At 73.6% G+C, this 6,140-nt stretch carries 5 protein-coding genes; 3 read left to right on the plus strand and 2 right to left on the minus strand.

Translation table 11 applies throughout. The features are described from left to right. Positions 1–8: 8 nt before the first annotated feature. Together ABD086_RS18480 and ABD086_RS18485 are read left to right on the plus strand one after the other, a co-directional pair. A complete protein-coding gene (locus ABD086_RS18480; RefSeq protein ID WP_343909084.1) occupies positions 9–1,115 on the plus strand; it encodes a GuaB3 family IMP dehydrogenase-related protein in 1,107 nt (368 codons plus the stop codon). 21 nt (positions 1,116–1,136) lie between these two features. Next, positions 1,137–1,928 (plus strand): carbon-nitrogen hydrolase family protein, encoded by a 792-nt coding sequence (locus tag ABD086_RS18485; RefSeq protein ID WP_343909085.1) that lies wholly within the window; start codon positions 1,137–1,139, stop codon positions 1,926–1,928. Here ABD086_RS18485 and ABD086_RS18490 read toward each other — a convergent pair. Continuing rightward, a complete protein-coding gene (locus ABD086_RS18490) occupies positions 1,925–3,124 on the minus strand; it encodes a CapA family protein (protein ID WP_343909086.1) in 1,200 nt (399 codons plus the stop codon). The genes ABD086_RS18485 and ABD086_RS18490 overlap by 4 nt on opposite strands. Positions 3,125–3,196: 72 nt before the next feature. Here ABD086_RS18490 and ABD086_RS18495 point away from each other — a divergent pair, with 72 nt between their 5' ends. Beyond that, positions 3,197–4,915: a glycerol-3-phosphate dehydrogenase/oxidase gene (locus tag ABD086_RS18495; RefSeq protein ID WP_343909087.1), complete on the plus strand. Its 1,719-nt coding sequence runs from the start codon at positions 3,197–3,199 to the stop codon at positions 4,913–4,915. 104 nt (positions 4,916–5,019) lie between these two features. On the opposite strand, the gene ABD086_RS18500 is transcribed toward ABD086_RS18495, so the two are convergent. Beyond that, complete coding sequence (locus tag ABD086_RS18500; RefSeq protein ID WP_343909088.1) at positions 5,020–5,979, minus strand: type IV toxin-antitoxin system AbiEi family antitoxin domain-containing protein; 960 nt, start codon at positions 5,977–5,979, stop codon at positions 5,020–5,022. Between the last annotated feature and the right edge of the window lie 161 nt (positions 5,980–6,140).

Below are 6,140 nucleotides of genomic sequence, written 5' to 3' on the forward strand. Positions count from 1 at the left end.
CTTCTCCGGTGACCGACATCGAGATCGGCCGGGCCAAGCGGGCCCGCCGCGCGTACTCCTTCGACGACATCGCGATCGTGCCCTCGCGGCGCACCCGCGACCCCGAGGAGGTCAGCACCGCCTGGCAGATCGACGCCTACCGGTTCGAGCTGCCGGTGCTCGCGGCGCCGATGGACTCGGTGATGTCGCCCGCGACCGCCATCGCGCTGGGCCGGTACGGCGGTCTCGGCGTGCTCAACCTCGAGGGCCTGTGGACGCGGTACGAGGACCCGGACCCGCTGCTCGAGGAGGTCGCCGGCCTGGAGGGCATCGACGCGACCGGCCGGCTCCAGGAGATCTACCGCGAGCCGGTCAAGGCGGAGCTGATCGCCGAGCGGCTGCGTGAGATCCGGGACGCCGGCGTGACGGTGGCCGGGTCCTTGTCCCCGCAGCACACCAAGGAGTTCGCCAAGACGGTGGTCGACGCCGGCGTCGACATGTTCGTGATCCGCGGGACGACCGTCTCCGCCGAGCACGTCTCGTCGCAGGCGGAGCCCTTGAACCTCAAGGAGTTCATCTACGAGCTCGACGTCCCGGTGATCGTCGGCGGCTGCGCGACCCACCAGGCCGCGCTGCACCTGATGCGCACCGGCGCGGCCGGCGTCCTCGTCGGCTTCGGCGGGGGAGCGGCCCACACGACCCGCACCGTGCTCGGCGTCGCCGTCCCGATGGCGTCGGCGGTCGCCGACGTGGCCGCCGCGCGCCGCGACTACCTCGACGAGTCCGGCGGCCGCTACGTGCACGTGATCGCGGACGGTTCCATCGGCAAGTCCGGCGACATCGCCAAGGCGATCGCCTGCGGCGCGGACGCGGTGATGGTCGGCTCGCCGTTCGCCCGGGCCAGCGACGCGCCGGGCCGCGGCTTCCACTGGGGCACCGAGGCGCACCACCACGACCTGCCGCGCGGCCAGCGCGTCCAGTTCGACACCGTCGGCACCATCGAGGAGATCCTGTTCGGCCCCTCGCGGGTCGCCGACGGCACCATGAACCTGATGGGCGCCCTGCGCCGCTCGATGGCCACCACCGGCTACACGGAGCTCAAGGAGTTCCAGCGCGTCGAGATCGTCGTCGAGTGAGGCCCGCGTGAGGCCCCGCCGATGAGGGTCGCGGCCGGCCAGGCCGTCTCCGTCGCCGGCGACCTCGCGGCCAACGTCGCCACCGCCGCCCGCCTCACGGCCCGGGCCGCGGACGAGGGCGTGCGGGTGCTGGTGCTGCCCGAGGCGTTCCTGACCGGGTACGACGCGGGCGCGTTCGCGGGGCCGCTGCCCGAGGCCTCCGCGCTGGGTGACGCCTGGCTCGACCCGCTCCGCGCGGCGGCCGCGGCCGGCGACGTGGTCGTGGTGGTCGGCACCGCGCTCACCCGGGGCGCCGCCCGGCGCCTGTCGCAGGTGGTGGTCCGGCCGGACGGCAGCACGACCGCGCCGTACGACAAGCAGTTCCTCGACGGGCTCGAGAAGCGGGTGTTCACGACCGGCGACCACGGCACGTCGGTGGTCGTCGACGGCGTCGAGCTCGGGCTGTCGATCTGCTACGACGGCTGCTTCCCCGAGCACGCGCAGGCCGCCGCCCTGGACGGCGCCGTGGGCTACCTCAGCTCGGCGGCGTACTTCCCGGGCGGCGCGCACCGGCGCGACCTCTACTACGCCGCGCGGGCGCTGGAGAACGGGATGTACGTCGTGTTCTCCGGGCTGACCGGACCGTGCGGCGAGTACTCCTTCATCGGCGGCTCCGCCGTGTACGACCCGGAGGGCCGGCCGCTCGCGCGGCTGGGCGAGGAGGAGGGGCTGGCCGTCGGCGAGATCGACGTCGAGCTGGTCGCGGCGACCCGGGCGCGGCACACGATGGTCCACGACCACCGCGCCGGGCTCGGCACCCGGGTCCGGGTCTAGTCCTCCTGCAGCCCGGCGTTGCCGCCGACGCCGTCCACGGCCGCGCGCACGGACGCGAGGTGGCTCCCGGTGGCCCGGGCGATGCGGATCGGGTGGCCCGGCGACCAGTGGTTCCACTGGGTCGGCAGGTACGACGCGCGGGCGACCCGCCAGCCGCCGCCCGGCCGCTCGGTGAAGTCGAAGGTGACCGTGATGCCCTCGTAGGCCGCCGGCCGCTCCAGCTCGCTCTGGGCGACCATGTTGCCGAGGCCGTACACGACCCACTTCCCGTTGACCCGGGTGATCGGCTGCACGACGTGCGCGTGCTCGCCGAGCACCAGGTCGACGTCCGGCGACGCGGTCAGCCGGCGCGCGAGCTCCACCTGCTGGGCGTCCGGGACGTGGCTGTACTCGATGCCCCAGTGCACGTGGGCGACCACGATGTCGGCCCCCGCCTCGCGGGCCCGGCGGGCCTGCGCCAGCAGGTCGTCGGCGTCGCCGAGATGGGATACGGCGTACTCGTGCCCCGCGGGGAGCACGTAGCCGTTGAGGCCGTACGTCGCCGCGACGATCCCCACGCGCACGCCGTCCTCCGTCGTGACGATCACCGGCTCCCGGCGCTCGGCGGGGGTGCGGAAGGTGCCGACGTGGTCGACACCGGCGGCCTCGAGCAGGTCCGCGGTCTCGTCGATGCCCTCGACGCCGTCGTCCATGCTGTGGTTGGACGCCGTGGTGCAGGCGTCCCAGCCCATCGAGCCGATCCACGGGGCGATCGCGCGTGGAGCGCGGAACACCGGGTAGCTGTGCAGGCGCTCGCCGGGTGACGCGAACGGCACCTCCTCGTGGCAGATCGCGACGTCGGCGGACGCGATGACCGGCCGCAGCCACGCGAACATCGGGTCGAAGTCGTACCGGCGCCCGGCGCCGGTCCGGGCGTGGTCCTCGGCCGCGCTCGCCCAGACGGTGTTGTGCCAGAGCAGGTCGCCGCCCATCACCAGCGAGACCGTGCGGGGCTCGCTCGGCGTCGGCGTCGGCGACGGCGTCGGCGTCGGGGTCGGGGTCGGGCTGGTGGTCGGGGTGGGCATCAGCGCCGGCACGACCGGCGTCACCGCGGGCGACTCGGCGGCGACCGGCTCCATCCGCTGGGGCGCCGTCGCCGCGCAGCCGGTCGCGGCGAGGGCGAGGACCAGCGCCAGCGCCGCTCCCGTCCTGCTCACGTCCTCATTGAATCCGCTCCGGGTGACGTGGGAGGCCACATTGCGGATACGCGCGTTTGCGAGACTGGAGCCATGAGCCAGCTCAGCGCCCTCAGCCCGCAGGCTCGCGACGACGCCCTCGCCGCGATGGAGGGTCCGGGCGAGCTCGACCTCCTCGTCGTCGGGGGCGGGGTGGTGGGCGCCGGCACCGCGCTCGACGCGGTGACCCGCGGCCTGAGTACCGGGCTGCTCGAGCAGCGCGACCTGGCCAGCGGCACGTCGAGCCGGAGCAGCAAGCTGATCCACGGCGGCCTGCGGTACCTGGAGATGCTCGACTTCGGGCTGGTCCGCGAGGCGCTCCAGGAGCGCGGGCTGCTGCTCACCCGGCTCGCGCCGCACCTGGTCCGGCCGGTGCCGTTCCTCTACCCGCTCATGCACCGGGGCTGGGAGCGGCCGTACGTCGGCGCAGGGCTCGCGCTCTACGACGGCATGGCCATGGCGGGCAAGTACGACATGGGGGTCCCGCGGCACCGGCACCTCACCCGCGCGGGGGTCCGGCGGATCGCCCCCGACTTCGACTCGGCGACCCTCGCCGGCGCGATCAAGTACTGGGACTGCCAGGTCGACGACGCCCGCCTGGTCACGACGATCGCCCGCACCGCCGCCGCCCACGGCGCGCAGGTGGCCACCCGGGTGCGGGTGACCGGCTTCCTGCGCGAGGGCGAGCGGGTCGTCGGCGTACGCGCGCGAGACCTGGAGTCCGGCCGCGACCTCGAGGTGCGGGCCCGGGTCGTGGTCAACGCGGCCGGGGTGTGGACCGACGAGATCCAGGAGATGGTCGGTGGCCGCGGCGCCCTGCACGTGCAGGCGTCCAAGGGCATCCACCTCGTGGTCCCGCGCGACCGGATCCGGTCCGAGGCCGGTGTCATCGTGCGCACCGAGAAGTCCGTGCTGTTCGTGATCCCGTGGGGCCGGCACTGGATCATCGGGACCACCGACACCCCGTGGGACCTGGACAAGGCCCACCCGGCGGCGTCGCGGGCCGACATCGACTACGTGCTCGACCACGTCAACGCCATCCTGCGCGAGCCGCTCGACCACGCGGACGTGGTCGGCGTGTACGCCGGCCTGCGGCCGCTGCTCTCCGGCGAGTCCGAGCCGACCTCGCGGATCTCCCGCGAGCACACCGTCGTCACGCCCGTGCCGGGGCTGGTGATGATCGCCGGCGGCAAGCTCACGACCTACCGCGTGATGGGCCGCGACGCCGTCGACGCGGCCGCTCACTCGCTGTCCTCCACGCTCGGCCTCACGGTCCGTCCCTCCATCACCGACCGGGTCCCGCTGGTCGGGGCCACCGAGTGGGAGACGCGCTCGAACCAGCGGGTGTTGCTGTCGCGGCGCTCCGGTCTGCACGTCGCGCGCATCGACCACCTGCTCGGCCGGTACGGCGGGCTGGTCGACGACCTCCTCGCGCTGGTGGCGGAGCGGCCGGAGCTGGGGGAGCCGCTGCGCGGCGCCGAGGACTACCTGGCCGCCGAGGTCGTCTACGCCGTGACCCACGAGGCCGCGCGGCACCTCGACGACGTCCTCACCCGGCGTACCCGCATCTCCATCGAGACCTTCGACCGCGGCGTCTCCGCCGCGCCGGCCGCCGCGGCCCTCATGGCCGCCGAGCTCGGCTGGGACGACGCCCGCACCGCCGACGAGGTCGACCACTACCTGCGCCGGGTCGAGGCCGAGCGCCAGTCGCAGCTGATGCCCACCGACCAGGAGGCCGACGAGGCGCGGGTGTCGGCGCGCGACATCGTCTGACACTTCGCCGCGGGGTTCGGCTGCTGGCAGCCGATCCCCGCACGACACGCCGGGGGGACGCGGCGTGTCGTGCGGGTTCGGGCTGCCAAGTGATGCGAGCCGTCTCACGCAGCGGACCACCGGCCGGCGGCGAAGGCGGCGCGGATGCGCGCCGCAGTGCGTTCGGCCTGGAAGAGGTCGGCCCAGACGATGCGGATGCACCGCCAGCTGGTGGTCTCCCGGATGGCGTCCTCCCGCGCCTTCTCCCGGAGTACGGCGTCCGCGACCGACTCCCCCGGGCGGCGGTAGCGCTCGTACTTGAGCTTGCCGTCGAACTCCACGAAGACGCCGAGCTCCGGCCAGGCGAAGTCGACTCGGCCGATCAGGCGACCGTTGCGGTCCCGGATCTCGAACTGGGGGATGGGCATGGGCAGTCCCTGGGCCCAGCAGAGGTAGACCGTCAGCGACTCACCGGCGGACTCCGGACGTGGATCGGCGAGGTCGAGCACGATCGCGGTGTCCGCGGTGTGCGGGTCGTGCTGCAGACCAGCCGCGCGCCGTCGCAACAGCTCCGGAGTCGTCTCGCGGACATGCAGCAGGCCGTTGACGGTCACCAGAGCATGGGCGATGTCGGTGATGGCGATCATGTCGAGCGCGGTCCTGGTCCCGCTGGTGATGGGAATCCCGCCGCGGACGGTGAGGTCCTCGACGAGGATCGATCCGCGGTGCTGGACCTTCTTGCACTTGTGGCGATTGGCCAGCTGGTCCAGACGGACCAGGTGCGTGGTGTCGCCCATGTCCCAGACCGGCACCCCGAGGACGTCAGCCGCGCTCGGCCCCGCCAGCGCCGCCGGCGACCGGGCACTCCGCAACGTGGCGTGGGCGACCAGCTTGCGGCGCCCGACCTCGTCGAGCTCGCGCCAGAGCTGCCCGAAGGTGTAGGCACCGTGCCGGAGCCGGTGAAGCTCGCCACTGCGCACCATGCGGGTGATGTCGCGATCGGTGTAGCCCGCTGCCAGGAGCTCGTGGGTCATCAGCACGTCGTCCCGGCGAAGCTGGACGGTGCTCAAGGAGATAGTTGTCATGGTCGGCGTTCTCGCCCGTGCGCCGGCGCCCCTACCAGCGCCCCGCCCCGCCTGTGGGCGACGTGGTCGGCGGCCCCGCTGTGGACGGCAACCGGCTAGTTGTACCCAGCCAGGACGTTGGTAGCGGGCGCGTCGGCTTGAATGGGTGAGAGCCCCCGGGT

The sequence above is a fragment of the Nocardioides aquiterrae genome, assembly GCF_039526625.1.
Taxonomy (GTDB): Bacteria; Actinomycetota; Actinomycetes; order Propionibacteriales; family Nocardioidaceae; genus Nocardioides; species Nocardioides aquiterrae.